The sequence below is a fragment of the Arthrobacter sulfonylureivorans genome (genome assembly GCF_047607445.1).
GTDB lineage: Bacteria > Actinomycetota > Actinomycetes > Actinomycetales > Micrococcaceae > Crystallibacter > Crystallibacter sulfonylureivorans_A.
Genome location: NZ_JBLKRT010000015.1, coordinates 66,055 through 90,181, shown reverse-complemented (window position 1 = coordinate 90,181; position 24,127 = coordinate 66,055). Strand labels below are relative to the sequence as shown.

The 24,127-nt window shown below is 66.1% G+C and carries 23 protein-coding genes; 10 read left to right on the top strand and 13 right to left on the bottom strand.

The annotated features are described in order from the left end of the window. Positions 1–53: 53 nt before the first annotated feature. The 7 genes from ACMX2H_RS09365 to ACMX2H_RS09335 form a co-directional block, all read right to left on the bottom strand. Positions 54–995 carry a DNA topoisomerase IB gene (locus ACMX2H_RS09365; RefSeq protein WP_414960235.1) on the bottom strand — a complete coding sequence of 314 codons (942 nt, stop codon included), beginning with the start codon at positions 993–995 and terminating at the stop codon, positions 54–56. Between the two features lie 32 nt (positions 996–1,027). Beyond that, positions 1,028–1,471 carry a hypothetical protein gene (locus ACMX2H_RS09360; RefSeq protein ID WP_414960224.1) on the bottom strand — a complete coding sequence of 148 codons (444 nt, stop codon included), beginning with the start codon at positions 1,469–1,471 and terminating at the stop codon, positions 1,028–1,030. Between the two features lie 246 nt (positions 1,472–1,717). Further along, positions 1,718–2,008, bottom strand: a complete 291-nt coding sequence (locus tag ACMX2H_RS09355) for a hypothetical protein (RefSeq protein WP_414960223.1) — start codon at positions 2,006–2,008, stop codon at positions 1,718–1,720. Between the two features lie 248 nt (positions 2,009–2,256). Further along, positions 2,257–2,466, bottom strand: coding sequence for a hypothetical protein (locus ACMX2H_RS09350; protein WP_414960222.1), 210 nt, complete (start codon positions 2,464–2,466; stop codon positions 2,257–2,259). 12 nt (positions 2,467–2,478) lie between these two features. Beyond that, entirely contained in the window at positions 2,479–2,892 is a 414-nt protein-coding gene (locus tag ACMX2H_RS09345) for a CBS domain-containing protein (protein ID WP_414960221.1), read from the bottom strand. 278 nt (positions 2,893–3,170) lie between these two features. Continuing rightward, complete coding sequence (locus ACMX2H_RS09340) at positions 3,171–3,389, bottom strand: CsbD family protein (protein WP_414960220.1); 219 nt, start codon at positions 3,387–3,389, stop codon at positions 3,171–3,173. 119 nt (positions 3,390–3,508) lie between these two features. Then, positions 3,509–4,219 carry a PIG-L deacetylase family protein gene (locus ACMX2H_RS09335; protein ID WP_414960219.1) on the bottom strand — a complete coding sequence of 237 codons (711 nt, stop codon included), beginning with the start codon at positions 4,217–4,219 and terminating at the stop codon, positions 3,509–3,511. Positions 4,220–4,419: 200 nt separating this feature from the next. Here ACMX2H_RS09335 and ACMX2H_RS09330 point away from each other — a divergent pair, with 200 nt between their 5' ends. Both ACMX2H_RS09330 and ACMX2H_RS09325 read left to right on the top strand, forming a co-directional pair. After that, positions 4,420–5,316, top strand: a complete 897-nt coding sequence (locus tag ACMX2H_RS09330; protein WP_136785251.1) for a glucose 1-dehydrogenase — start codon at positions 4,420–4,422, stop codon at positions 5,314–5,316. A 109-nt stretch (positions 5,317–5,425) separates the two neighbouring features. Further along, entirely contained in the window at positions 5,426–5,659 is a 234-nt protein-coding gene (locus tag ACMX2H_RS09325; RefSeq protein WP_414960218.1) for a hypothetical protein, read from the top strand. Between the two features lie 3 nt (positions 5,660–5,662). On the opposite strand, the gene ACMX2H_RS09320 is transcribed toward ACMX2H_RS09325, so the two are convergent. Then, positions 5,663–6,439, bottom strand: a complete 777-nt coding sequence (locus ACMX2H_RS09320; RefSeq protein WP_414960217.1) for a trans-aconitate 2-methyltransferase — start codon at positions 6,437–6,439, stop codon at positions 5,663–5,665. 79 nt (positions 6,440–6,518) lie between these two features. Between ACMX2H_RS09320 and ACMX2H_RS09315 the strand changes: the two genes are divergently transcribed. The 5 genes from ACMX2H_RS09315 (at position 6,519) to ACMX2H_RS09295 (ending at position 14,555) form a co-directional block, all read left to right on the top strand. After that, positions 6,519–9,071 (top strand): DEAD/DEAH box helicase, encoded by a 2,553-nt coding sequence (locus ACMX2H_RS09315; protein WP_414960216.1) that lies wholly within the window; start codon positions 6,519–6,521, stop codon positions 9,069–9,071. A gap of 187 nt (positions 9,072–9,258) precedes the next feature. Next, a complete protein-coding gene (locus ACMX2H_RS09310) occupies positions 9,259–11,478 on the top strand; it encodes a catalase (protein WP_414960215.1) in 2,220 nt (739 codons plus the stop codon). 47 nt (positions 11,479–11,525) lie between these two features. Continuing rightward, entirely contained in the window at positions 11,526–12,704 is a 1,179-nt protein-coding gene (locus ACMX2H_RS09305; protein ID WP_414960214.1) for a zinc-dependent alcohol dehydrogenase, read from the top strand. 58 nt (positions 12,705–12,762) lie between these two features. Then, positions 12,763–13,254 (top strand): GNAT family N-acetyltransferase, encoded by a 492-nt coding sequence (locus ACMX2H_RS09300; protein ID WP_414960213.1) that lies wholly within the window; start codon positions 12,763–12,765, stop codon positions 13,252–13,254. A gap of 44 nt (positions 13,255–13,298) precedes the next feature. Further along, positions 13,299–14,555 carry an alpha/beta fold hydrolase gene (locus ACMX2H_RS09295; RefSeq protein WP_414960234.1) on the top strand — a complete coding sequence of 419 codons (1,257 nt, stop codon included), beginning with the start codon at positions 13,299–13,301 and terminating at the stop codon, positions 14,553–14,555. Here the strand turns inward: ACMX2H_RS09295 and ACMX2H_RS09290 are convergent. The 3 genes from ACMX2H_RS09290 to uvrB all read right to left on the bottom strand — a co-directional run bounded on the left by ACMX2H_RS09290 (position 14,552) and on the right by uvrB (position 19,356). Then, positions 14,552–15,868 carry an MFS transporter gene (locus ACMX2H_RS09290; RefSeq protein ID WP_414960212.1) on the bottom strand — a complete coding sequence of 439 codons (1,317 nt, stop codon included), beginning with the start codon at positions 15,866–15,868 and terminating at the stop codon, positions 14,552–14,554. The genes ACMX2H_RS09295 and ACMX2H_RS09290 overlap by 4 nt on opposite strands. Positions 15,869–15,907: 39 nt before the next feature. Beyond that, complete coding sequence (locus tag ACMX2H_RS09285; RefSeq protein ID WP_414960211.1) at positions 15,908–17,002, bottom strand: TerC family protein; 1,095 nt, start codon at positions 17,000–17,002, stop codon at positions 15,908–15,910. Between the two features lie 257 nt (positions 17,003–17,259). Then, entirely contained in the window at positions 17,260–19,356 is a 2,097-nt protein-coding gene (gene uvrB, locus ACMX2H_RS09280) for an excinuclease ABC subunit UvrB (protein WP_414960210.1), read from the bottom strand. 161 nt (positions 19,357–19,517) lie between these two features. Here uvrB and ACMX2H_RS09275 point away from each other — a divergent pair, with 161 nt between their 5' ends. Further along, complete coding sequence (locus ACMX2H_RS09275; protein WP_414960209.1) at positions 19,518–20,375, top strand: VOC family protein; 858 nt, start codon at positions 19,518–19,520, stop codon at positions 20,373–20,375. Between the two features lie 16 nt (positions 20,376–20,391). Here the strand turns inward: ACMX2H_RS09275 and coaE are convergent, their stop codons facing one another. After that, entirely contained in the window at positions 20,392–21,603 is a 1,212-nt protein-coding gene (gene coaE / locus ACMX2H_RS09270) for a dephospho-CoA kinase (RefSeq protein WP_414960208.1), read from the bottom strand. 246 nt (positions 21,604–21,849) lie between these two features. Continuing rightward, positions 21,850–22,080, bottom strand: coding sequence for a DUF6480 family protein (locus ACMX2H_RS09265; protein ID WP_414960207.1), 231 nt, complete (start codon positions 22,078–22,080; stop codon positions 21,850–21,852). Positions 22,081–22,257: 177 nt separating this feature from the next. Between ACMX2H_RS09265 and ACMX2H_RS09260 the strand changes: the two genes are divergently transcribed. Beyond that, positions 22,258–22,941, top strand: coding sequence for an IMPACT family protein (locus ACMX2H_RS09260; RefSeq protein ID WP_414960233.1), 684 nt, complete (start codon positions 22,258–22,260; stop codon positions 22,939–22,941). A 55-nt stretch (positions 22,942–22,996) separates the two neighbouring features. Beyond that, on the top strand, positions 22,997–24,112 hold the full coding sequence (locus ACMX2H_RS09255; protein WP_414960232.1) for a class I SAM-dependent methyltransferase: 1,116 nt from the start codon (positions 22,997–22,999) through the stop codon (positions 24,110–24,112). The last annotated feature ends 15 nt before the right edge of the window (positions 24,113–24,127 follow it).

Below are 24,127 nucleotides of genomic sequence, written 5' to 3'. Positions count from 1 at the left end.
GGACGTTGGGGGGAATCCCGCCTGCCGGGGCTCTCTCATTCTAGCCCCGTGGGCTATTTCTGTTCCTCGCTGCCAAGGAAAGACGGCACGCTGCGCTCGGCCGCCGAATAGGTAACGGCGTCGGGAACCTGCCCGTCCATGAAGCGGTCGACCAACCGCGGGTCGACGTACGAGGAACGGGCAACGGCGGGCGTGTTGCCAAGCCGCTCCGCTACGGCTTTGATGGCCGCCACGACTGCTTTGCGGCGGGCCGTGATGCCCGGCTTGCCGTCATAGCGCGCCAGTTCTACCGCAGCCGCGACGGTTCCCTGCCATGTTCGGAAATCCTTGGCACTGAAGCTCGGCCCGCAGAGGGCGTGAATGAAGTCGTTGAGCTCGGAAGCCGCCAGCCCGGACCAGGTGCCGTCGTCACTGCGATAACCAATGGCGGGGTCATCCGGGTCCTTCCCTCTTGCCACAGACAGCCAGTCGGCAAGATCAGGGTCTTTCAGTTCCACGTCCCACCGCAGCCCGCTCTTGCCCGGGAAGTCCAGCCGAATGGTGTCCCCCTGCACCTGCACGTGGCGCACCAACAGGGTGGTGACACCGTAGGAGCCGTTGTCTTCGGCATAGACCTCGGAGCCGATCCGCAATGATGCACTGTCAAGCAACCGGAACGCCGCGGCGCAGGCCACTTCCCGGGTCGCCTCCCCCGACCGGAGAAGCATCGTCACCTTGCGCCGTGCGGCTGTCAGGGTTCGGCCGAAATCCAGCGCCCGGTCGAACTTCTCCCGGTCCCTGAGTTCCCGCCAACGGGGATGGTAGATGTACTGCCGCCGACCGGCGTCGTCCGTACCCGCTGCTTGGATATGCCCGTTCTCCGCCGGCGCGATCCACACGTCGGACCACGCCGGCGGGACCGCGAGCGCCTTGACTCTGCGAAGCTCGTCGCCGGACAGCTTCGAACCGTCGGGATGGCGGTAGGAGAATCCTGTGCCATGCCGACGCCGGGTTATACCGGGGGCACGGAGGTTGCTCCGTCGCAGCCTCAGACGGGCACCTCCATCTTGAAGCCGCAGCGGCAGCGGAGAACTTCAACGTTCACCCGCACGGTCGGCAGCGGGCCGGTCTCCGGCGAACTGGTGTCCACCGGATCCAGGATCGCTTGATCGACCCGCTCCACCGGCTGCATCGGTTCCCCGCAGTGCATGTAGCCGTCGGCACCGAAATCAATCCCTACAGTTTCGGTTTCCGACGCGGGAACCTTGAGGGTTTGATGTCCGTAATAGCCGTCGCAGTGACTGCACCAGTAGCTCACGTCCCACCGCGGCAGCGCAGGAGCACCTGGCCCGGGCGGAAGCAGCGTGACAGCGTCGAACACCAGGTATTCGTCGCTGTTACAGGCGGAGCACCACGGGTCGGGAAACGCGACGTCGGATTGCCCGAATTTGTGCTCGCCGGATTGGGCACGTGAACTGTCGTTGGCGATCATAATCGTCTGCCCTTTCGAATCAACATCAATATTGGTAAGGCTACTGTCTATAACTATACCGAAAGAAGGGCAGCGCCACGTGGGCCGGATGTAACGCTTCAGGGCATGGGCAACGTCGCCATTGGTACGGACACCGTCAACCGCAGAAAGCCTCAGCGTTGAGCGGGGCCACAAAGTACACGGGCCCATGTCCTGCTGTTCGCACTCCGCCCTTCACAGCGGCACGGAGGGGCGGGCCGACCGGGCCTAGTAATCCCCCGCATAAAGAGAGTCCGGCGGCTCGCTCCCGGCTTGCCCGTAGAGCCCGCGGATTCGACGCTTGCTGGCCTTCAGCGCGTCCCTGCTGTCCCGCCGGTCCAGTTCGACACGGAGTTCCTCCAGCCGGAATTCGGTCTCTGGGTCCGCGGCCCCGAATTGGATACTCTCCCGCTCCAGTTGCCGCATGGCCCTGCCGTACAGCGCCAGGAGCTCGGGGTCGGCGAGGAGGGCCAGCTCCAGCGGAAAAGCGTCCGCTGGTGGCAAGTGACGATGCCGCATCAGGTTCCCCCCGAACCCATATGCAGCGCTCCGGCCCGACCGGCATTCAACACGTCCATGCACAGCCTCCAGATAGCCCGGGAGCCGATTCGGCCCCTACTGCTGCGAGCTTACAAGCGCTGCACCTCTCCGGCAATGAATCACGGAAACATCACCGCAGCGCCCTTCTTGCGTCGTCGGCATCTTGACAGGCTGAAGCCCGGGGTGCAGGGCGCCCCGGGCACATAACGCCGGACCAAAGCCGGGCGTCACTCGTCGTAACGTTCTTCCCTGATGGTTCCGAACTGGACATCCTCGGACGCCACGGCTTGGACTTCGTCGGGAAGGAACCGGACCAGCACCCCGCGCGTCCCATCCGCGACCGACTGCTTGAGCACAGGCAGTATGGCGTCCGCCTGTTTCTCCTCAAGCCCTGCCAGATATCTGACGTACCCCTCAGGCAACTGCTCCGCCATCATGTCGCCTCCTGGTCAGTAGGAAATGAACTCAACAAGTTCACCCACACGGTCCTCAGGATAGTTCCGAGCGACGTCGGCCTGGCTGAGCATGCCGATCAGCTCATGCCCATCAATGACCGGCAGTCGACGCACTTGGTGGCTCTGCATGGTCTTGATGGCCTCTTCGACACTGTCGTCGGCGCCGATGGTGACCGGCTTGCCTTCGCCCAGCTCACCGGCCTTCACCTCGCGGGGGTCGCGACCGCCTGCCAGGACCTTAATGACGATGTCGCGGTCGGTGACCATGCCCTTCAGCCTGTTGTCCTCGCCGCAGATGGGAAGCGACCCGACGTCGAGATCCTTCATCTTCCGGGCGGCCAGCTCTAGCGTCTCGTTCTCTCCGATGCATTCAGCGCCACCGGTCATGATTTCCCTTGCGGTAGTCACGGACATCAGTCCCTTCAGATTGTTCGAGCCGGTTCGCGCGCTCCGCCCTGCAGACAGCGACGAACGCACAGGCAGGTTTATAAGGTTACTTAGGATTACCACAGGCCGCGGCGGATTTGAAGAGTCTTGGTCCGTTCTTGGTGGGCACAGCAGGAACTTATGGCCGGCCGGGCTTCCGGCAGCGCCTCTCCGCCGACCAGCGGCCCGCCTCAAGGGCGTGACACCGAAAGCCTCCGCGGACCAGTGGTCCACGGAGGCTTCCAAATTTGGCAAAACGATTAGCGCAGACCGCCACCCTCGGTGTCGTCGGTGGCCCGGTTGGCATCCTCGTTCAGGTGGGCCTTGGCGTCGGCCAGCTTGTCTTTGGCTTCGCCCTCGACCTGCTGGGCCTTGCCCTTCATCTCGCGAGACCTGTCGTCGGTCGCATCGCCGACGGCCTCGTTGACCTTGCCCGTCACCTTGTCTTTCGCAGCATCGAACTTGTCGCCAATACCCATGACAGCACCTCTTTCGGTTCAGGATTTCCAACAGGTGCAGTCAGACTACATCGCGAAACGCCAAGTAGAAAGCTTGCTGACCTTTTCCGCGTTTCGCGGCAGAAAACCTACATCACCGCCTACATTCTGAATAATTCGAAGCTGATGCGGGGCCGGCCGCCGGTCACCAGCGCGAGCTGTTCCGCGGCCTGCTCCTCAACCGGCCGGTCACTGAGCGCTTCCAGGTAACGGCGGTGCGCTGCCAGCGAACGCAGCGCACAGTCCAGCGCCCGCGGCCCGACGTCGACGTAATGCGTGGGTTGCGTGGAGGCGACGGCCGTCCACGAAACGCTGTGCGGCCGGTACCCTCGCTCTGCCAACTCCGGAAAGATCCATTCGTTGGCGGCGTCGACCACGGCGTTGAGGACCGACCGGCCCATGACCTGATGATCCTGCGAATTCCATGCTCCCGGCCCCCAGGTGTCCCGGTGGTTCAGTGTCACCACCACCTGCGGTCGAAAGGTACGGATCTCCCGCGCAAGATCGCGGCGCAGTTGGAGCGTTTCCTCCAGCCGGCCGTCCGGATAGTCCAGGAACGACACCTCTTTGACCCCCACCGCCCGGCAGGCGGACCGCTGCTCCTGTTCGCGCAGCGGTCCGGCCTCGCGGGGAGGCATTCCGGCGATGCCTGCCTCTCCCCTGGTGGCCAAGACGTAGGCCACCTCCTTACCGTGTCCCGTCCACTCGGCGACAGCCGCCGCTATGCCGTACTCGGGGTCATCGGGATGCGCCATCAGGACCAATGCCCGGTCCCAGTCGTCGGGAAGTAACTCCAGGTGATCCGGTGCCATGCCGGCTTCCTTTCAGGTGATTGCGATCCGGCCGCCGCACCTTCCGCTACGGCCGGACGGGCTGTACGACCCCGGCGCCACAGCGTAGGGTGGCGTTACGATCAGCATACTGACCATATTCCGGCAGGCCCTGCCACTCCCTTCCAGCGCAGCCATTGCTGCCGGGCGCCGCCGGAACCGACCGCAAGAAGGAGCCAGATATGACGTCGGATCAGTACACCTTCCAGAACCCTGTTGACCGTTACCCCAGCATTTCGCCGCCAAAGCAAAGCCAACCGGAACCCGGGCTGGACAAGGAGCTTGAACCGAAAACCGACCGGGGCGAAGAGTCATACCGCGGGACCGGCAGGCTCACCGGCCGCAAGGCGCTCATCACCGGAGCAGATTCCGGCATCGGGGCTGCGGTTGCCATCGGCTTCGCCCGGGAAGGTGCCGACGTGGCCCTTTCCTACCTGCCGGCGGAAGAATCAGATGCCCAGCACATCGCCTCCGTGATCGAGAAAGACGGCAGGAAAGCGGTATTGCTGCCGGGTGATATTTCGGACGCCGCCGCGTCCCGGGATCTGGTAGCCAAGGCGGTCGAGCAGTTGGGCGGTCTGGACATTCTGGTCAACAACGCCGGACGGCAGATCGCTGTTGAACAGATCGAAGACATCAGCGACGAGCAGTTCGAGGACACCTTCCGCACGAACATCTTCGCCATTTTCTGGATTACCAAGGCCGCGGTGCCGCACATGCAGCCCGGTTCGACGATCATCAACACCACATCGGTGCAGGCCTACAACCCGTCTCCCTTCCTGCTGGATTATGCCTCCACCAAGGCTGCCATCAACAACTTCACCAAGGGCCTGGCCCAGCAGTTGGCCAGCCGCGGTATCCGGGTCAACGCTGTGGCCCCCGGCCCCTTCTGGACTCCACTGCAGGTCAGTGAAGGCCAGCCCAAGGACAAGCTGCCCGAGTTCGGCAAAAACGTGCCGCTTGGCCGTGCCGGACAACCCACCGAACTGGCCCCGGCCTACGTCTACCTCGCCTCGCCCGAATCCAGCTATGTGTCAGGCGAGACCCTCAACGTCAACGGCGGAACCCCCACGCCATAGCCAATGCGGCAAAAGCCAGGCTTCCTTCAGCCTGAGCGGATGCAACGCTGCGCCACACGGGACGGAAATTGCCCGGCCCGCAGGGAAAGAAAAGAGAGGAGAGATTGCCATGGCCGAACGCGGCAGCGACAAGCACGGCCCCGAACTCGACGAGCAGATGAAACAGGAGGCCCAGAGCGGCGTCCAGGGCATCAAGCCGAGCCATCTGGAGGAGTTCAGGCAAAGCGAACCGTTCACCGACGACACCGACTCCGAAGAGGTCCAGGCCGCTCCGCTGCGGGACGATCAGGGCGGAACGGGCGGGACGGAAGACAGCGTGGCGGAGGAATCCAGCGAGCAGTAGGGCTCAACCGAGTTTGCGTCCCACCGCAAAGATTCTGCGGAAGCCGAAGACGGTGCCATGTTCGGATTCCGGGTACGCATCGCGCAGCAGCGTGGCGTATTCGGATTCGAACTTGGCCGCTTCGGCGGCCGGCAGGGCCGCAAGTACCGGGCGGAGGCCTGTCCCCCGAACCCATTCCAGCACCGGGTCCTGTCCGTGCAGCAGCTGCTGGTAGGTGGTTTCCCAGACGTCGGCGTCGCAGCCTTCGCCCAACAGCAGCTCCAGGTAGTCCTGCGGTTCGGACACGGCGTCTTCATGCCGAAGCACGCCGCCCAGCCGCCGGTGCCAGTGCGGCGACCCGGCCAGCTCCCTCATCAGCGCATGCGATGGCGCGGCAAAGTTTCCCGGCACCTGGACGGCCAGCCACGCGCCGGGCTTCATGGCGCGCAGCCACGAGCGCATCAGGTCCTGGTGACCTGGAACCCACTGGAGTGCAGCGTTGGAGACCAGCACATCCAGATCCGCCGGCGGCGTCCAGTCACGGATATCCCCGGAAGCAAACTCCAGGTTGCCCGGGTTGTTCCGCTGCTTTGCTTGGCGGATCATCTCCGCTGAAGAATCCACGCCGGTAACCGCGGCCCCCGGCCAACGCTCGGCGAGCGCCCCCGTCAGACCGCCGGGGCCGCAGCCCAGATCCACCACCACGGCCGGGTCGGCGGCTGCAATGCGGCCGGTGAGGTCAAAGAACGGACGGTTCCGGTAGTCGGCGTACTCTGCGTACTTGTGCGGGTCCCAGTGCATGGAAAGTACGTTACGCCACGGATGATGCCAGCCGGCTCCCGCGCCGTCCCGCTACGGCAGCGCCTAAGCTGGAGGGAACATGAACCTTCTCCAACTCCTGCCGGACACCGGCACCGCCCCAGATCCCGACGACGTTTATACCTGGTTCACCGAGTGGGTCGATTCCCGCGGCATGTCGCTCTACCCTGCCCAGGACGAAGCCGTGATGGAGCTGGTGACCGGAAACAACGTCATCCTGGCCACCCCCACCGGGTCCGGAAAGTCGATGGTGGCAATCGCCGCCCACTTCCATGCCATGGCCACCGGGGCTGTCAGCTACTACACGGCCCCGATCAAGGCGCTGGTGTCGGAAAAGTTCTTCGCCCTGTGCGACATCTTCGGCCCCGAGAACGTCGGCATGGTCACCGGCGACTCCGCGGTGAACCAGGATGCTCCGATTATCTGCTGCACCGCCGAAATTTTGGCCAACATCGCGCTGCGTGAGGGCTCCGCGGCGGATCTTGGCACGGTAATCATGGACGAGTTCCACTACTACTCCGATCCGCAGCGTGGCTGGGCGTGGCAGGTGCCGCTGCTCGAACTGCCGCAGGCGCAGTTCCTGCTGATGTCCGCCACTCTGGGCGACGTCACCCGGTTCGAGAAGGAACTCACCGAGCTCACCGATCGGACGACGGTCACCGTGAGTTCCGCGGAGCGGCCGATTCCGCTGCACTACTACTACGTGCAGACCAGTGTGCAGGAATCGTTGGAAGAACTGCTGTCCACCAAGCAGGTACCGGTTTATGTGGTCCACTTCAGCCAGCTGGAGGCAATCGAGCGCGCCCAGAACCTGATGAGCGTCAACGTCTGCACCCGCGAGGAAAAGGACCGCATCGCCGAGCTGATCTCCGGCTTCCGCTTCGCTGCCGGCTTCGGCAAGACGCTCAACCGGCTGGTCCGGCACGGTATCGGCGTCCACCACGCCGGCATGCTGCCCAAATACCGTCGGCTGGTGGAGCAGCTGGCCCAGGCCGGGTTGCTTAAGGTCATCTGCGGGACGGACACGTTGGGGGTGGGCATCAACGTACCCATCCGCACCGTGCTGCTCACCGCGCTAAGCAAGTACGACGGCGTGCGCACCCGGCTGCTCAACGCCCGTGAATTCCACCAGATCGCTGGACGCGCAGGGCGAGCCGGGTACGACACGGCAGGCACCGTCGTCGTACAGGCCCCGGAACACGTGGTGGAGAACACCAAGGCGATGGCGAAGGCTGTCGCAAAATTTGGCGACGATCAGAAAAAGCTGCGCCAAGTGGTCAAGAAGAAGCCGCCAACCGGCTTTGTGAGTTGGGGTGAACCGACCTTCCAGAAATTGGTGGAAAGCGACCCGGAACCGCTGACATCCAGCTTCACGATCAGCCATGCGATGTTGCTGAACGTTCTGGAGCGCCCCGGCGACCCGTTCACCGCGGCCAAGCGCCTGTTGACTCGCAACCACGAAACACGTGCTTCGCAGCTGAAGCTGATCCGGAAGGCACTGGGCATTTACCGGGAATTGGTGGTGTCCGGACTGGTGGAACGGCTGGATGCCCCGGACGAGTACGGCCACCGTGTCCGGTTGAAGGTGGACCTGCAGCCGAACTTCGCCTTGAACCAGCCGTTGTCCCCGTTCGCCGTGGCCAGCCTGGAACTGCTGGACGCCGAGGGCGGCAGCTACGCGCTGGACGTGGTGTCGGTCATCGAGGCCACCCTCGAGAAACCCCGCCAGATCCTCTCCGCCCAGGAGAAGAAAGCCCGCGGCGAGGCCGTGGCCGCCATGAAGGCCGATGGCATCGAATACGACCAGCGGATGGCGTTGCTGGACGAAGTCACCTATCCGCGGCCGCTCGCCGAGTTGCTGGAGGCCGCCTTCGAGACCTACCGTCGCGGAGCCCCGTGGCTGGGTGATTTCGAACTGGCGCCGAAATCGGTCATCCGGGACATGTACGAGCGGGCCATGAACTTTGCCGAGTTCGTGCAGTTCTACGGCCTGGCCCGCAGCGAAGGCATCGTGCTCCGCTACCTGACCGACGGGTACAAGGCCCTGCGACAAACGGTGCCGGCCGATGCGCTGCGCGAGGACCTGGCAGACATCATTGCGTGGCTGGGCGAACTGGTGCGCCAGGTGGACTCCAGCCTGCTGGACGAATGGGAAGAACTGGCCGCCGGCAAGGGCGCAGCCGACCTGGCCGCCGAACACGCCGCGGAATCGGTACTCACCAAGGAGCCGCCGAAACTGACCGACAACATCCGGGCCTTCCGGGTAATGGTGCGGAACGAGCTGTTCCGACGGGTGGAACTGTTTGCCGACGAACAGGAAGAAGAGCTGGGCGTCCTGGACGCCGAGGCAGGCTGGGATGCCGACCGCTGGGCCGAGGCAATGGACGCCTATTTCGAGGAGTACGACGATATCGGAACCGGGCCCGACGCCCGGGGGCCCGCGCTGCTGATCATCGAGGAGCAGCCCGCGGTCTGGAAGCTACGGCAGATCTTCGACGACCCGGCCGGCAACCGCGACTGGGGCATCAGCGCCGAGGTTGACCTGGCTGCCAGCAACGAAACCGGTGCCGCGGCCGTCCGGATTATCGACGTCGGCCCCGTCGGCGGGTCCTGAGCCGGACGGCTGACCGGCTGCGCCCGGGCCCCTGCAGGACGGAGAACGATTCGTCGCCCTGCAGGGGGCCCGAGCCGCTCCGCCCCTTGCGGGCCCCCACGACCCTCCCTAGGGTGATAAGCACACTTACCTTATTTCGAGCCGGCGCTTGCCCCCAGGGGCGGCAGCCGCACCCAGAGGAGCAACTGTGCCTGATCCCGCCGACCGCCCGAACCCCAGCGACCGCACGCCCGGCGCCCCCGGCCCGGTGCCCCCCGAGGTCCAGGAGCCCACAGTCCCGCGCGGGCCTCTGCCACCCAAGCCCGACCAGCGTGGCGCGGACCAGGTCTCGCCGACCGGCAGACCGACCGGCGCCGACGAGGAATCGCGGACGCAGGCCGGCAGCTACCTGACCACGGCCCAGGGTGCACGCTTGAGCGACACGGACCACTCGCTGAAGGCCGGCCGCCGCGGCCCCACCCTGCTGCAGGACCACCACCTGCGCGAGAAAATCACCCATTTTGACCATGAGCGTATTCCCGAACGAGTAGTGCACGCCCGCGGTGCAGGCGCCCACGGAATCTTCGAGTCTTATGGAACGGCAGCCGATATCACGCGGGCCGGTTTCCTGGCGCCCGGCGTCAAGACACCGGTGTTTGTCAGGTTCTCCACGGTGGTCGGATCGCGCGGATCCGCGGACACGGTCCGGGACACGCGAGGATTTGCCACCAAGTTTTACACCGAGGACGGCACCTTCGATCTGGTCGCCAACAACATCCCGGTCTTCTTCATCCAGGACGGAATCAAATTCCCCGACGTGGTGCACGCGGTCAAGCCCCACCCGGACCGGGAAATACCTCAAGCACAGAGCGCCCACGACACGTTCTGGGACTTCGTTTCGCTGCATACCGAGGCCCAGGCGCACACCATCTGGTTCATGGCCGACCGCGGCATCCCGCGCTCCTACCGCATGATGGAAGGCTTCGGGGTCCACACCTTCCGGCTGATCAACGCCGAGGGAAGCACCGTTCTGGTCAAATTCCATTGGAAGCCGAAACTGGGCGTCCACTCGCTGGTGTGGGAGGAGGCCCAGCTGATCAACGGCATGGACCCAGACTTCCACCGCCGCGATCTGGCCGATGCCATTGAGGCCGGCCACTTTCCCGAGTGGGAACTCGGCGTACAGGTTTTCCCGGACACCGAGGACGAGACGTTCGAAGGAATCGACCTGCTGGACCCCACCAAGATGGTCCCCGAAGAGCTGGCTCCGGTACAGCCCATTGGTCGGATGACGCTGAACGCCAATCCGCGGAACTACTTCGCCGAGACGGAGCAGGTGGCCTTCCACCCCGGGCATTTGGTCTCCGGCATCGACGTCACCAACGATGCTCTGCTGCAGGCCCGGCTGTTCTCCTATCTGGACACCCAGATCAGCCGGTTGGGCGGCCCCAACTTCGCTCAACTGCCGATCAACCGGCCGCATGCACCGCTCAACGACATGTTCCGCGACGGCATGCACCAGACCGCAGACCATGCCGGGGTGGCACCCTACCGGCCAAACTCACTGGACGGCGGCTGCCCCTTCCACGCCGGGGCCGACGCGGGCGCGTTCATCGATATCCCGCAGGCCCTGCCCGCCGGCGCCAAGGTCCGCGAGCAACCGGCATCCTTCGACGACCACTTCAGCCAAGCCACGCTGTTCTACCGCAGTTTGAGTCCGGTAGAGCAGGAACATGTCATCGGCGCCTACACCTTCGAACTGGGTAAGTGCTATGAAACGGCGGTCCGCGAACGCCAACTAAAGGCCCTGGCCAACATCGATGCCTCGCTCTGCGCCGGCGTGGCTGCCGGGCTGGGCCTCCCCGCGCCGGAAGCCGACCAGCCGCCGGCCGATCAGATGGCCAGCCCGGCCGTTTCCCAAATCGGCAAGACGTGGCCGGTTGACGGCCGGATGATCGGCATCGTCGTCGATGCGGGCAGCGATGGCCAACTGGTGGCCGGGTTGAAGGACGCGGTGACCGCTGCCGGCATGCTGCCGCTCATTGTGGCGCCCACAGGCGGCGTGGTCGACGGCGGTCTCCCGTCCCAGCGCAGCTACCTCACCGCCCGGTCCACCGAGTTCGACGCCATCGTTTTCTGCACCGGGGCGGGATCCGGCGCGTCGGATACGCCGGGCACGGACGCGAAGACCGCCGCTCCCCCGGTTTCCGGAGCAGCGGATCCCCGGCTCGTCCTGATGGCCTCGGAAGCCTACCGCCACGCCAAAGCCGTGGGAATCTGCGGTGCGGGCGGCGACGTGCTGACCGCCGCCGGGGTCGACCCCGACGCCCCTGGGATCATCCGCGGCGGCCCTGACGAAGTGGTGGACTCACTCGTCAACCTGCTGGCCAAACATCGGGTGTGGGAGAGGTTCCCCACGCCGGCCTGACCACCACGGCACACAGCACGACGCACGGAAACGACGGGAGCGCACCGATGAAAGCACTGACTTGGCAAGGCAAACGGAAGCTCAGCGTGGAGGAGGTGCCGGACCCGGTCCTGCAAGAACCGACCGACGCCATCATCAGGGTTACCTCCACCGCGATCTGCGGCTCGGACCTGCACCTCTACGAATTGTTTGGCCCCTTTCTGGCACCCGGTGATGTCCTGGGCCATGAACCGATGGGCATTGTCGAGGAAACCGGAAGCGCGGTCCCGGGGCTTAAGCCCGGCGACAGGGTGGTGGTGCCGTTCAACATCTCCTGCGGACGCTGCCATATGTGCAATCGCGGCCTGCAGTCCCAGTGCGAAACCACGCAGGTCAAAGACAAGGGCTCGGGCGCCGCATTGTTCGGCTACACCGAACTGTACGGCTCCGTCCCCGGCGGTCAGGCAGAGTTCCTGCGCGTTCCGCATGCGGATTACGGGCCGATCAAAATCGAGGACAGCCAAGCGCCGGATGAGCAGTATCTGTTCCTCTCGGACATCCTGCCGACAGCGTGGCAGGCAGTGGACTACGCCCAGATCCCGGACGGCGGCACGCTGGCCGTCTTCGGGCTGGGCCCCGTGGGCCAGTTCGCCGCCCGGATCGGCCGCCACCTGGGCCACCGCGTGATCGGTGTCGACCTGGTGCCCGAGCGGCTGGACATGGCCCGCAGGCACGGCATCGAAACCTTGGCGTGGGGGCCCACGGTCGCCGACGAGCTGCGCGACGCTACCCAGGGCCGCGGTCCCGAGTCTGTGATTGACGCCGTCGGGATGGAAGCGCACGGGGCACCGGCAGCGGCCACGGCGCAGTTCGCGGTCGGCCTGTTGCCCGACGCGGTGGCCAAGAAGTTGATGTCCACTGCGGGCCTGGACCGCCTTTCGGTCCTGCACACCGCGATCGACGCCGTGGCCCGCGGCGGCACCATCTCCTTGTCAGGGGTCTACGCAGGCGAAGCCGACCCCATGCCGATGCTGACACTGTTCGACAAACAGGTCACGCTACGGATGGGACAGTGCAACGTCCGCCGCTGGATCGACGACCTGGTACCGCTGGCCGCCGACTCGTCCGATCCGCTGGGGATCGGCGACCTGGTGACGCACACGGCGCCACTCCGCGACGCCCCGGCGATGTACGAGAAGTTTCAGAAGAAGGACGACGGCTGCATCAAGGTGGTGCTCAAGCCCTAGCGGCCGCAACGGCAGACACGGTACCAACGCGGCCTGCTTCGGACGATAGGCTCTCATCATGTCTATGATCCGCCCTGCCGAAGAAGCCGATGTCCCCGTCATCCTCGAATTGATCCGCGATCTTGCCGTGTATGAGAAAGAACCCGACGCGGTCAAGACCACGCCGGACCAGCTGCGGGAAGCATTGTTCTCCGCGCAGCCATCGGTGTTCGCGCACATCGCCGAAGACGACGGCGGCGTGCAGGGATTCGCCCTCTGGTTCCGGAATTTCTCCACCTGGGAAGGCGTCCACGGCATCTATCTGGAGGACCTCTACGTGCGGCCCGAGGCCCGCGGCCGCGGCTACGGCAAGGCCCTGCTGCAGACTCTGGCCAGCCATGCGGTGGCCTCCGGCTATGCCCGGGTGGAGTGGGCGGTGCTGAACTGGAACAGTCCGTCCATCGATTTCTACCGCAGCCTGGGCGCCCGTCCGCAGGAGGAATGGTCGACGTTCCGGCTGACCGGCGACGCCCTGTCCGCTTTCGGGACGGTGGATCGGGTCTCCCTGTGACCGGGCAGCCGCACCGGGTGGCCGGAGCCTACCGCCAGCGCGGGATGCGGATAGCGGAGCATTTCTTCACCGTTCCACTGGACCATTCCGACCCTGGCGGCGAATCTCTGGAGATCTTTGCCCGGGAATACTCCTCCACTGAGCACGACGACGACGCCGCCGCCCGCCTGCCCTGGCTGCTGTTCCTGCAGGGCGGCCCCGGCGGACGCGGCAACCGGGTGACCTCGCTGGGCGGCTGGATGAAAGAAGCGGCCAAGTCCTTCCGGATCCTGATGCTGGACCAGCGGGGCACCGGCTTGTCCGCCCCGGTGAACCGGCAGACGTTGCCGCTGCGCGGCGGCGCCGCGGAACAGGCGGACTACCTGACCCATTTCCGCGCGGATTCCATTGTGCACGACGCCGAACTGATCCGGCGGCAACTCGAGAGCGGGCCGTGGAGCATCTTCGGCCAAAGCTACGGCGGTTTCTGCTCGCTGACCTACCTCTCACTCGCACCGGAAGGGCTGCAGGAAGTCCTGATCACCGGCGGCCTGGCTCCGCTGGCCGGCGACGCCGACCGGGTCTACCGGGCCACTTTCCCCCGGGTGGAGGCCCGCAACCGGGAGTATTTCGAGCGCTACCCGCAGGACCGTGCGCGGGTCACCGCCGTCGCGCGGCATCTGGACACGGTTCCCGAGTACCTGCCCTCCGGTGAGCGGCTGACGACCGGCCGGTTCCAGATGGCCGGGTCGTTCCTGGGCGGCAACACCCGGATCGACGCCCTGCACTACCTGCTGGAGGAGGCGTTCGTCCAGACTCCGGCCGGCCAGCGGCTCTCCGACTCCTTCCTGGAACAGCTGGCCGCTCTGGTTAGCCGGGCCGCCAACCCGCTGTACGCGCTGATGCACGAGTCGATCTATGCCCAGCACGCAGCGACCGGCTGGGCGGCATGGCGGGTCCTCCGCGACTTCCCGCAGTTTTCTCCCGAGGCCGCGGAACCGCTGCTGACCGGCGAGATGATCTACCCGTGGTACTTCGAACAGGACCCTGGCCTGGTGCCGCTCCGCGAGGTCGCCGAGCTGCTGGCCGCCAAGTCCGACTGGCCCGCGCTCTACGACCGAGACCGCCTGGCCGGGAACACCGTCCCGGTGGCAGCCGCTGTGTACCGCGACGACATTTATGTGGAGCGCGGACTGTCGCTGGAGACGGCTGGCCAGGTCAACGGGCTCCAGGTCTGGGAAACCGACCAGTTCCATCATGACGGCATTGCCGACGACGGCGAGGCCATCTTCGCCCGGCTGCTCGGCATGGTTCGGAACTAGCCGGCAACTCCTGTACGGGCGCCCCGTCGCCAGGCAGTGGCAGCGGCGCCGAGCAGGACCCCGGCGACGATGCCCGCCGTCGCGTTGAGGCCGGCGAACCCCATGGCGGCCAGCACCGGACCGGAGAACGCGGCACCCATTGCCCCGGCCGCGCCCATGAGCGTGTCCGACAAGCCTTGAGCGGGAACGCGTTCCGCCTCCGGGACCGACTCGGCCAACAGCGTGGATCCGGCGATCACCGAGGCGGACCAGCCCAGGCCCAGCAGCATCAGTCCGGCCCCCACCAGCCAGGTATCCTGCTGGCCCGCGCCGGCAAGGGCTGTAGCGGTCAGCAGCATCAGCTGTCCCAGCACGATGGTGCCGACTCGGCCGAGCCGGTCGGTCAGCCAGCCCATCAGCGGCGAGAGCGCATACATGCCGGCCATGTGCAGTGAAATGGTGAAGCCGATGATTGCGAAGGTGTCGGTCTGGCTGTGCTGATGTCCGCCCGCATGGTCCAGCGCTTGCAGGTGGACCGGGGTCATGGACATGACTGCCACCATGACCAGATGGGCGCCGATCACCGCAGCCAGCGCGAGCATGGCCATCGGATGCTGGCGCACCGCGGCCACACCGGTGCGCAGCGTTCCGCGGCGTTGGAGCGGGCGGAGGTCGCCTGCGCCAGTGCCGAGCGAACGTGCGTAGCGCAGCGGATCGGGCCGCAGCCCCACCAGCAGCAGGGCGGCGCCGATGGCCATCCCGGCCATCGAGAACAGGAAGGGCCCGGACGATTCCGGCAGCCCGAGCGCAGCGCCCAGTTCGGCACCCGGCCGGATCAGGTTCGGTCCGGCGACGGCACCCACGGTGATGGACCAGACGACGAAAGCCAGGTCCCGGCCCCGATGCTGGGGCACGGCCAGGTCCACCGCGGCGAAGCGCGCCTGCAGGTTGGCCGCGTTACCTACACCCAGCAAGGCCGAACCGGCCAGCAGCACGGCAAAGGACCCCGTGACGGGTGCAAGCGCCATCAGTGCGGATCCCAGCAGGGCCAGCAGCAGGCCGGTGACCAACGCCCGCCGGCGTCCGGACCGGGCGGCGGTCCCCGCCAACGGCAGGGCGGCCAGCGCGGCGGCCAACGAAATCGCCATGGTGGACGTTCCGGCCAGCGCCTCGCTGCCGGTGAGCTCTACCGCCAGCAGCGAGCCGATGGCGAGACCCGCACCATGGCCCAGGCCGCTGAACAGCTGCGCCATGGACAGGGAAATGACAACGCGGCGCTGAACGGCCCTCGTGCGAGGGTCTGCGTTCAGCGCCGCGTTGCTCAGTTCTTTCACACGCCGAGCCTAGCCGACGGACGACCGGTTGTACCGGTGTTACTCAGTGTCGGACTTGGCCCGTTCGGCGTCGGAGTTGGCCGGTTCCGTGTCTTTTGCCGGTTCAGTGTCGGACTTGGCCCGTTCAGCGTCCTGGGCCAGCCGCGCGTCGATGGCGGCCTGACGCCCGGCCGGGCTGAGCAGGCTGGCCACCGTGGCGACCACCAGGGTGCCGATGATCACGGCCAAGCTCAACCCGGTGCTGATCTCCGGGATCCACTCGATGTGCTGGCCGCCGTTGATGAACGGCAACTCGTTCTCGTGCAGGGCGTGGAAAATCAGCTTCACGCCGATGAAGGCCAGAATCACGGACAGGCCATGCTTCAGGTAGACCAGTCGGTCCATCAGGCCGCCCAGCAGGAAGTAGAGCTGGCGCAGACCCATCAGCGCGAAGATGTTCGCGGTGAACACGATGAAGGCGCTCTGGGTCAGGCCGAAGATCGCCGGGATGGAGTCAACCGCGAACAGAAGGTCGGTCATGCCGATGGTGATGAAGACCAAGACCATCGGGGTGAACAAGCGCTTCCCGTCCACCGTGGTGCGCAGCTTGTTGCCGTCGTAGTGCTCGCTTACCGGCAGCTTCTTGGTCAGCCGGGCCACCAGCCCGGACTCGGACCCTTCTTCCTCGTCTTCACCGGAGTCGGTGGCCTGCTTCCAGGCGGTCCAGAGCAGGAAGGCACCGAAGATGTAGAAGACCCAGCTGAAGTGGGCAATCACGGTAGCGCCCAGCAGGATGAAGATACCGCGCAGGACCAGCGCGATGATGATGCCGAACATCAGCACTTCCTGCTGGTACTTCCGCGGGACGGAGAACCTGGCCATGATGATGATGAAGACAAACAGGTTGTCTACGCTGAGGCTGTACTCGGTGATCCAGCCCGCCACGAACTCCTGGCCGTAGTCCGGGCCTGCCTGCCAGAAGAGCAGGCCGGCGAAGATCAGGGCCAAGGTGACGTAGAAGCCTACCCAGAGCCCGGCTTCCTTCATGGACGGCTCGTGTGGCCGCTTGACCACGTAGAGCAGGTCAAACAGCAGGATGATGCCCAGGACCACAAACGAGATGATCTCAAAGGGCAGCGTTAATTGGTCCGACACGGAACCTTGCCTTTCACAGAAGATGCCGCGCGTGTGCGGTGCGCGGGTGCGAGTGTTCGCCGCAAGTCTCTCCGCCTGCCCTGACCGGCCAGGCCACTGCGCCCGGCGGGGCTTCGATGCCCCGCGTGCTGACGTTCACAGTGTTCGGGATACTCCCCTACGCTCGGTCAAGTGTAGCGCAGGCAGGGATCACGACGGCGGTGCGCACCGCCGTCGTGATCCCCACCATACGGCTGGCAAGGCAGGCGACGCACGTGTCAGGCGTGGCCGGCGGCGCGCATCTGCCGCAGGTCCTTCTTCAGGTCGGAGACCTCGTCGCGCAGCCGGGCGGCCAGCTCGAATTGCAGTTCCGCCGCAGCGGCGTGCATTTGCTCGGTCATCTGCGCGATCAGCTCGCCCAGGTCCTCGGCCGGCGCAGCAGTCAGCCCGTCGCGGCGAACCTTGTCCTTGGACACTGCCGCGGAAAATCCGCGCTTGCCCTTGCCGTAGTCAAAGTCCTTCAGCAGCTGCTGGGTGTCGGCGTCTTCGCGGGCCAACTGGTCCGTGATGTCCGCAATCCGCTTGCGCAGCGGCTGCGGATCCACGCCGTGCTGCTTGTTGTGGGCAATCTGGATCTCACGGCGCCGGTTGGTTTCCTCGATGGCATTGGCCATCGAGTCGGTGATCTTGTCCGCGTACATGTGCACCTGGCCGGAGACGTTGCGGGCGGCACGGCCGATGGTCTGGATCAGCGACGTGCTGCTGCGCAGGAAGCCCTCTTTGTCCGCATCCAGGATCGCGACCAGCGAGACTTCGGGCAGGTCCAGGCCCTCGCGGAGCAGGTTGATGCCCACCAGCACGTCGAAGGCGCCCATCCGCAGCTCACGGAGAAGCTCCACGCGGCGCAGCGTGTCCACGTCGGAGTGCAGGTACTGTACCTTGACCCCGTGCTCGTTCAGGTAGTCGGTAAGGTCCTCGGCCATCCGCTTGGTCAGCGTGGTGACCAGGACGCGTTCGTTCCGCTCCACCCGCGCGTTGATCTCGCCCAGCAGGTCGTCGATCTGGCCCTTGGTCGGCTTGACGATGACCTCCGGGTCCACCAGGCCCGTGGGCCGGATGATCTGCTGCACATACCCGTCTGACTTGGACAGCTCGTACTTGCCCGGCGTGGCGGAGAGGTAGACGGTCTGCCCGATCCGCTCCAGGAACTCGTCCCACTTCAGCGGCCGGTTGTCCATCGCGGACGGCAGCCGGAAACCGTGGTCCACCAGGGTCCGTTTGCGGGACATGTCGCCCTCGTACATCGCGCCGATCTGCGGCACGGTCACATGCGATTCGTCGATCACCAGCAGGAAGTCGTCCGGGAAGTAATCCAGCAGGCAGTGCGGCGCCGTGCCCGGACCGCGGCCATCGATGTGCCGGGAGTAGTTTTCGATGCCGTTGCAGAACCCCATCTGCTGCATCATTTCCAGGTCATAGGTGGTGCGCATCCGGAGCCGCTGCGCTTCCACCAGCTTGTTCTGCGACTCGAGCACCTGCAGCCGGTCGCGCAGTTCGTCCTCTATTTCCTTGACCGCGCGGCTCATCCGGTCCTCGCCGGCCACGTAGTGCGAGGCCGGGAAGACATACATCTCCGTCTCTTCGCGGATGATCTCGCCGGTGACCGGGTGCAGTGTCTGGATCTGTTCGATCTCGTCGCCGAAGAACTCGATCCGGACCGCCAGCTCCTCGTACATCGGAATGATCTCCACCGTGTCGCCGCGAACCCGGAAGGTGCCACGGTGGAAGTCGATGTCATTGCGGGCGTATTGCATGGCGACGAACCGGCGCAACATGTCGTCGCGGTTCATTTCGGCGCCCTTGCGCAGCGTCACCATTCCGGCGATGTACTCTTCCGGCGTGCCCAGGCCGTAGATGCAGGACACGGTGGCCACCACGATGACGTCGCGCCGGGTCAGCAGCGCGTTGGTGGCCGAGTGGCGCAGGCGTTCGACTTCCTCATTGATGGAGGAGTCTTTCTCAATGAAAGTGTCCGTCTGCGGGACGTAGGCTTCCGGCTGGTAGTAGTCGTAGTACGAAACGAAGTACTCCACGGCGTTGTTCGGCAGCAATTCGCGGAACTCGTTGGCCAGCTGGGCCGCCAAAGTTTTGTTCTGCACCAGCACCAGGGTGGGCCGCTGTACCTGTTCCACCAGCCAGGCGGTGGTGGCGGATTTGCCGGTACCGGTAGCGCCGAGCAGCACCACGTCTTTCTCTCCGGCCTGGATCCTTTCCGTCAGTTCGGCGATGGCTGTCGGCTGGTCGCCCGCGGGCTGGAACTCGCTGACGACTTCGAAGGGCGCTACAACGCGTTTGATGTCCTGCGCAAGACTCATGCCGTTAACCGTAGACCCGATTCCGGTCAGTGTGGGTCCTGAATCGCTCTGGGCAAAAATCGGCGGCTGCGCTTCCCCTGCCGCCTCCATACACCGTTGCCTCGGCGCAGTAGTGTGCGGTAGATCTGTCCGTGCACCCGACGACGAACGGCAGGCACATCATGGACCAGATCCGGACCTATCCCGAGGGCGTGACATCGTGGATCGACGTCGAACACCGGGACATTGAGCAGGCAAAGGACTTCTACGGTGGCCTGTTCGGCTGGACGTTCGCCGACGCAACGCCGCCGGGCGCCTCTCCGCGCTACGTGATCGCCCAACTCGACGGCCGCGATGCCGCCGGACTCGGCGAAGGCCCAGCCGGAGGCGGCGTGGGCACAGCCGCCGGCGGCGGGCCGGCCTGGAACACGTACGTGGCGGTCGATGATTCCGAGGTTGCCCTGGACAGGATCCGCTCCGCGGGCGGCCGGGTGCTCTCCGGTCCGCAGGCTGCCGGGGAAGGCGGCCGGTCAACGGTGTGCGCCGATCCGGCCGGTGTCGTATTCCGGCTCTGGCAGGCGCGGCGCCGCCCGGGTGCCCAGGCGGTCAATGTGCCGGGGGCGTGGAACTTCAGCGACCTCCACGCCGCGGATCCTGCCGCGGCCAGGGAATTCTACGGCCGGGTGTTCGGCTGGCAGTTCGACGACCTCGGGTTCGGCAGCATGATTCGCGTCCCCGGCTATGGCGACCACTTGCAGTCGACCAGTGACCCGGAGATCCACGAGCGCCAGTCTGGTATCGCTGCTCCCCCGGGCTTCGCGGACGCCATCGGGTGGCTCTCAGAGGTGCAGCCCGGGGAGGCACCACACTGGCACGTAGCCTTCACCGTCGCCGACCGCGATGCGACGGCGGCCGATGCCGAGCGGTTGGGCGGAGAGGTGCTCGACCGGACCGACACGGACTGGACCCGGGATGCGGTGATCAGGGACCCGTGGGGAGCAGTCTTCACCGCCAGCCAGTTCACCCCTCCCTCCGGCTGAGAAACCCGCGCCGACGCTAGCCGCCGAGAGCGGGCGGTTTCCAGCCTGTGTCCTCGGCCCACCGATTCATCTGCGGGTCTGCCGTTTGGCTGAACCAGTCTTCCTTGGCCCGGGCGTAGCGGCCGGCGGATGGGTCCGCGGCATGCAGTGCTGCCAGCCGCCGCTTCTCGGCCACATACGCTTCGGCTGCGCCCTGATCTGCCCGCAGCCAATCGCGGAACAACAAGGCAAAACGCCAACCCGGTGAACCCGCTGCCCGGACGTGCACATTGACGGCCCGGCCCGGATCGGCGTTGCCGTGCAGCCGCTTGGCCCAGTCGCCCGGCTCCGGATGCTGCGGTTTCGCGGTGTCGCGCCAACTGCCGGGCCACCGCGGGAAACCGGCCGCGGCCAGCGCCTCGGCGGCCGAATCGGCATCCGCCATGCTGGCCACCGTGACCTGCAGGTCCAGCACGTCCTTGGCCGGCAGGCCCGGGACGGCCGTTGACCCAATGTGATCGACGGCCATGATCCGCGGGTCGGAGCGCCTGATCCGCTCCGCCAGCAAGGCTGCCTGCGCGGGCCACTGCGGTTGCGGATCCACCAGCACCGGCGGCCCCAGGCGCGGAGCCAGCCGCCCGGCCAGCAGGTTCTGGTTGAAGGGCACCAGCCGCTCCTCCCAGAGGGCATCCAGTGCGGCCAACAACTGCTCGCGTGTCCCGGTGTTGTTCAGCACCACGTCGGCGGAGGCCCTGCGTTCTGCCGACGAGGCCTGGGCAGCCATCCGGGAGCGGGCGTCCGCCTCGGTCATGCCACGGTCTTCAACCATGCGCCGCAGCCGCTCTTCGCTGGGAGCGTCGATCACCAAGACCAAGTGGAAGGAAGGGCTCTGCCCGGTTTCCACCAGCAGTGGGATGTCCTGGACAAGGATTCCACCCTCGCCGGCCGCAGCCACCCTTTCGGCTGCACGTGCGCGGACCAGCGGATGCACAATCGTGTTCAGGCGCTCGCGCTGGGCCGGATCATTGAACACCAAGGCGCCCAGCGCCGGGCGGTTCAGCCGACCCTCGGCATCCAGGACCTCCGGGCCGAAGGCTTCGACAACCGCGAGCAGGCCATCGGTGCCGGGCTCTACTACTTCCCGGGCGATGGCATCGGCGTCGACCAGGGTTGCGCCCAGCTCCGCCAGTCGCCGGGCGGCAAGCGATTTTCCGGCCGCGATTCCACCTGTCAGTCCGATTCTCAACACGGCCTCAGTCTAGCCAGCAGGCCAGCTGACACCGTGCCACATACTCGGTCCGGCGGAAAGCCGACCCGGCTGCGCGGCAGCCGGGACCGGAACAACAACGCCCGCGCCAAGGGCCCGCGGCGGAACCGCACCACACCGTCGTCGTGGTCTGCACGCCGACCGCGAATGCGGCCCGCGGCGGAACCGCACCACACCGTCGTCGTGGTCTGCACGCCGACCGCCGAGGCAGCGGCTGTTGTGGGCCGGTTACTCCTCGTGTCCTTGGTCTGCGCTCATCTGGTCCTCGGCCGGTGGGGTTTCGCCGGGCGGAACCCCACCGCCGGGTTCCAGCCCGGTGACGTTCTGTTCTTGCGGATCCGGATTGGCCGAGTCGCCCTGTTGAGCCGACACCCTTTCCGCACTCGTCGTCTCCGAGTCCGGCCCCTGGTCCTGTTCGTCCTGGATGCGCCGATCGAATTCGGGCTGATACTTCGCCATGGCTCCACCGTTCGTTGCCGGGTCGGCCGCACCGCTACCGGACGGCCACTTACCGCCACACTAGGCACGGTCCTCCCGGCCGGACAAGGGGCCTCTCGGCCAGTTGCGGGCAGGAGCGCATGGACAACGGGACAATCCGGCGCCCCGGCTCCAGCCCCCGATGCAAAGACGATTAGGCTGGAAGATGTGCTTCAACCGTCCACCGCCAGCAGTTACACCACCGTTGCCGGCGAACACCGCCATGAGATCGAGATCAAGCGTTCGCGATTCATCACCGTAATGCGCCGTGCGGAGACCGAGGACGAGGCCCGCAACCTGGTGTCGGACCTGCGCCGTGAGTTCCATGATGCCAGGCACCACTGCAGCGCCTTCGTGCTTGGTCCCGATCGCGCGGTCCAGCGCTCCAATGACGACGGCGAGCCCTCCGGCACGGCCGGCATCCCCATGCTGGAGGCCCTGCTCAAACGTGAGACCGCACCGGGGGTGACGGACCTGAGCGACGTCGCCGCCGTCGTCGTGCGTTACTTCGGCGGGATCCTGCTGGGCGCTGGCGGGCTGGTGCGGGCTTATTCAGAATCGGTGTCGGAGGCCGTTTCCACCGCTGACCTGGTCCAGCGGCGCAGGATGCTGTTGTTCGCGGCCCCCACCTTGCACGCGGACGCCGGCCGGCTGGAAAATGACCTGCGGGCCACCGGAACCGTCGTGCTGGGCACCGACTATGGTGCAACTGATGTGCGGATCCGGCTGGCTCTGGAAGACACGCCGGAAGTGATCGAACGCTTCAAGGAACAATTGGCAGCCTTGACCTCGGGCGGGCCGGCTCCCGTTGAACTGGGGACGGAGTGGGTAGACCTTGGCTGACCATCGCGCCGTAGCCGGGGACTCCGGGGACACCGCCCGGACCCTCCGACCCGGCCTGGACTTTGCCGCGCTCCGGCGGTGGCCGGACGTGGAAGCGGACAACCTGTTCGCGTACGACGCCGCCGACAAGCTACTGCTGGACACCGCCGAACCTCTGATCGGCGGTCTGGCGGGAAGCCGGATCGCGGTGGTCAATGACCATTACGGGGCGATCACCCTGGCCCTGGCTGCTGCCGGCAAACAGCGAATCCGCGTGCTGCAGGACGCCCTCAGCTCGGAGCACGCGCTGGACAACAACGCCTCCCGGCTTGGATTATCGGGCTACAACCACCGCCCGCTGGAGCCGGCCGCCTTTGACGGCGTCCGGCTGGTACTCCTTCAGTTGCCGCGCTCGCTCGATGCGCTGGAGGAGATCGCCGGTTACGTCGCCGCGGCGGCGGCTCCAGACGTGACGATGCTGGCGGGCGGCCGGGTCAAGCACATGAGCACCGCGATGAACTCCGTACTGGCAACATCGTTCTCCTCCGTGACGGCGGGTCTGGCGCGGCAAAAAGCACGGATCCTGACCGCTTCTGGTCCGCTGCCTTCGGTCGGCGCACGCTTCCCACGCACCGAAGAGCACGACGCCGGTCTCCCGGTTCCACTGCGACTGGTCGCCTTTGGCGGCACCTTTGGCGGGCCCAAACTGGACCCGGGAACCCGGTTCCTGCTCCCCCTGCTCGCCGGTGCCCGGGAGGCCGGCCGGGCGGTGGACCTTGGATGCGGCAACGGAACGATCGCCGCCTATCTGGCTCTGGCCCGCGGCGGACTGCGGGTGCTGGCTATGGACCAGTCCGCCTCCGCGGTCAGATCAGCGCGCGCCACCGCCGAGGCCAACGCGGTGGCGGACCGGGTAGAGGTCCGTCGGGACGATGCACTGTCCTCGCTGCCTGATGCTTCCGAGCAACTGATCGTCCTGAATCCGCCGTTCCATATCGGCAACGCCGTCCATGCCGGCATTGCCCTAAAGCTCTTCGCCGACGCCGGCCGAGTCCTGACCCCCGGGGGTGAACTGTGGACGGTGTGGAACAGCCATTTGGCCTACAAGCCTTCATTGAACCGCTTGGTAGGACCTACCCGCCAGGTGGCGAGGAATCCCAAGTTCACGGTCACGGTGAGCATCAGGGCCTGACGCGGCGTCAGGCTT

What these genes read in the sequence shown, in the direction of transcription:
- ACMX2H_RS09275 (WP_414960209.1), top strand. Translation starts at nt 19,518, where the DNA reads ATGGACCAGATCCGGACCTATCCCGAGGGCGTGACATCGTGGATCGAC.
- ACMX2H_RS09305 (WP_414960214.1), top strand. Translation starts at nt 11,526, where the DNA reads ATGAAAGCACTGACTTGGCAAGGCAAACGGAAGCTCAGCGTGGAGGAG.
- ACMX2H_RS09350 (WP_414960222.1), bottom strand. Translation starts at nt 2,466, where the DNA reads ATGATGGCGGAGCAGTTGCCTGAGGGGTACGTCAGATATCTGGCAGGG.
- ACMX2H_RS09295 (WP_414960234.1), top strand. Translation starts at nt 13,299, where the DNA reads ATGCGGATAGCGGAGCATTTCTTCACCGTTCCACTGGACCATTCCGAC.
- uvrB (WP_414960210.1), bottom strand. Translation starts at nt 19,356, where the DNA reads ATGAGTCTTGCGCAGGACATCAAACGCGTTGTAGCGCCCTTCGAAGTC.
- ACMX2H_RS09330 (WP_136785251.1), top strand. Translation starts at nt 4,420, where the DNA reads ATGACGTCGGATCAGTACACCTTCCAGAACCCTGTTGACCGTTACCCC.
- ACMX2H_RS09335 (WP_414960219.1), bottom strand. Translation starts at nt 4,219, where the DNA reads ATGGCACCGGATCACCTGGAGTTACTTCCCGACGACTGGGACCGGGCA.
- ACMX2H_RS09360 (WP_414960224.1), bottom strand. Translation starts at nt 1,471, where the DNA reads ATGATCGCCAACGACAGTTCACGTGCCCAATCCGGCGAGCACAAATTC.
- ACMX2H_RS09265 (WP_414960207.1), bottom strand. Translation starts at nt 22,080, where the DNA reads ATGGCGAAGTATCAGCCCGAATTCGATCGGCGCATCCAGGACGAACAG.
- ACMX2H_RS09340 (WP_414960220.1), bottom strand. Translation starts at nt 3,389, where the DNA reads ATGGGTATTGGCGACAAGTTCGATGCTGCGAAAGACAAGGTGACGGGC.
- ACMX2H_RS09315 (WP_414960216.1), top strand. Translation starts at nt 6,519, where the DNA reads ATGAACCTTCTCCAACTCCTGCCGGACACCGGCACCGCCCCAGATCCC.
- ACMX2H_RS09355 (WP_414960223.1), bottom strand. Translation starts at nt 2,008, where the DNA reads ATGCGGCATCGTCACTTGCCACCAGCGGACGCTTTTCCGCTGGAGCTG.
- ACMX2H_RS09320 (WP_414960217.1), bottom strand. Translation starts at nt 6,439, where the DNA reads ATGCACTGGGACCCGCACAAGTACGCAGAGTACGCCGACTACCGGAAC.
- ACMX2H_RS09325 (WP_414960218.1), top strand. Translation starts at nt 5,426, where the DNA reads ATGGCCGAACGCGGCAGCGACAAGCACGGCCCCGAACTCGACGAGCAG.
- ACMX2H_RS09300 (WP_414960213.1), top strand. Translation starts at nt 12,763, where the DNA reads ATGTCTATGATCCGCCCTGCCGAAGAAGCCGATGTCCCCGTCATCCTC.